A 1206-nucleotide genomic window follows, 5' to 3' on the forward strand; every position below is an offset into this window, starting at 1 on the left:
ACCGCCGTGAAAGGGCGGTGTCTTAACCGCTTGACCAAGGGGCCTTGCAATAAAAAAATAAAAAACGGAGAAGGAGGGATTTGAACCCTCGCGCCGCGTAAACGACCTACACCCTTAGCAGGGGCGCCTCTTCAGCCACTTGAGTACTTCCCCATATCAATAAATGATACGAATGGGCCTAAGTGGACTCGAACCACCGACCTCACGCTTATCAGGCGTGCGCTCTAACCAGCTGAGCTATAGGCCCCAAACAAAAAGCGGGTGACGAGAATCGAACTCGCGACGACAGCTTGGAAGGCTGTGGTTTTACCACTAAACTACACCCGCATAATGTTGAACGGTCCCGACGGGATTCGAACCCGCGATCTCCTGCGTGACAGGCAGGCGTGATAACCGCTACACTACGGGACCATGCTTTTTGTTACAATTGCGGGGACAGGACTCGAACCTGTGACCTCCGGGTTATGAGCCCGACGAGCTGCCAACTGCTCTACCCCGCGATAATAAAAATGTATTAATGGACCTTGCAGGACTCGAACCTGCGACCGGACGGTTATGAGCCGTCTGCTCTAACCAACTGAGCTAAAGGTCCGCTTACTATAATTAGATATAGCGGCGGAGGGAGTCGAACCCACGACCTCACGGGTATGAACCGTACGCTCTAGCCAGCTGAGCTACACCGCCATCGTCCTATGCAAGAAAGCAATACGGCGTTTTCTTCATAAGAAATCGGGAAGACAGGATTCGAACCTGCGACCCCTTGGTCCCAAACCAAGTGCTCTACCAAGCTGAGCTACTTCCCGTATGCTTTAAAAATGCACCCTAGAGGAGTCGAACCTCTAACCGCCTGATTCGTAGTCAGGTACTCTATCCAATTGAGCTAAGGGTGCTATTAAGTTAAGTGCCGAGGGCCGGAGTCGAACCGGCACGGTGAATACTCACCGCAGGATTTTAAGTCCTGTGCGTCTACCAATTCCGCCACCCCGGNTATTAAGTTAAGTGCCGAGGGCCGGAGTCGAACCGGCACGGTGAATACTCACCGCAGGATTTTAAGTCCTGTGCGTCTACCAATTCCGCCACCCCGGCTAATGATAGGGCATAAAAAGTTTTGTAGAAGACATATTTGTCTATTAAATTATCAACTTTCGATTGAAAGTCGATCAAGCGAAAGACGGGATTCGAACCCGCGACCCCCACCTTGGCAAG

At 51.6% G+C, this 1206-nt stretch carries 11 tRNA genes; all 11 read right to left on the reverse strand.

What is annotated here, in order from left to right:
* Positions 1-65 precede the first annotated feature (65 nt).
* The 11 genes from VXN63_RS11970 to VXN63_RS12020 all read right to left on the reverse strand — a co-directional run bounded on the left by VXN63_RS11970 (position 66) and on the right by VXN63_RS12020 (position 1086).
* A tRNA-Ser gene (locus VXN63_RS11970) sits at positions 66-153 on the reverse strand.
* A 20-nt stretch (positions 154-173) separates the two neighbouring features.
* Positions 174-247 (reverse strand) — tRNA-Ile (locus VXN63_RS11975).
* A gap of 9 nt (positions 248-256) precedes the next feature.
* Positions 257-327 (reverse strand) — tRNA-Gly (locus VXN63_RS11980).
* A gap of 11 nt (positions 328-338) precedes the next feature.
* Positions 339-411: transfer RNA gene (locus VXN63_RS11985), tRNA-Asp, on the reverse strand.
* Between the two features lie 16 nt (positions 412-427).
* Positions 428-500 (reverse strand) — tRNA-Met (locus VXN63_RS11990).
* Between the two features lie 18 nt (positions 501-518).
* Positions 519-592 (reverse strand) — tRNA-Ile (locus VXN63_RS11995).
* A gap of 18 nt (positions 593-610) precedes the next feature.
* Positions 611-684, reverse strand: a tRNA-Met gene (locus tag VXN63_RS12000).
* Positions 685-729: 45 nt separating this feature from the next.
* Positions 730-803, reverse strand: a tRNA-Pro gene (locus VXN63_RS12005).
* A gap of 13 nt (positions 804-816) precedes the next feature.
* Positions 817-890, reverse strand: a tRNA-Arg gene (locus VXN63_RS12010).
* A gap of 12 nt (positions 891-902) precedes the next feature.
* Positions 903-987: transfer RNA gene (locus VXN63_RS12015), tRNA-Leu, on the reverse strand.
* Between the two features lie 13 nt (positions 988-1000).
* Positions 1001-1086 (reverse strand) — tRNA-Leu (locus tag VXN63_RS12020).
* Between the last annotated feature and the right edge of the window lie 120 nt (positions 1087-1206).

This window comes from Marinilactibacillus sp. XAAS-LB27 (assembly GCF_036039175.1).
Lineage (GTDB): Bacteria > Bacillota > Bacilli > Lactobacillales > Carnobacteriaceae_A > Marinilactibacillus.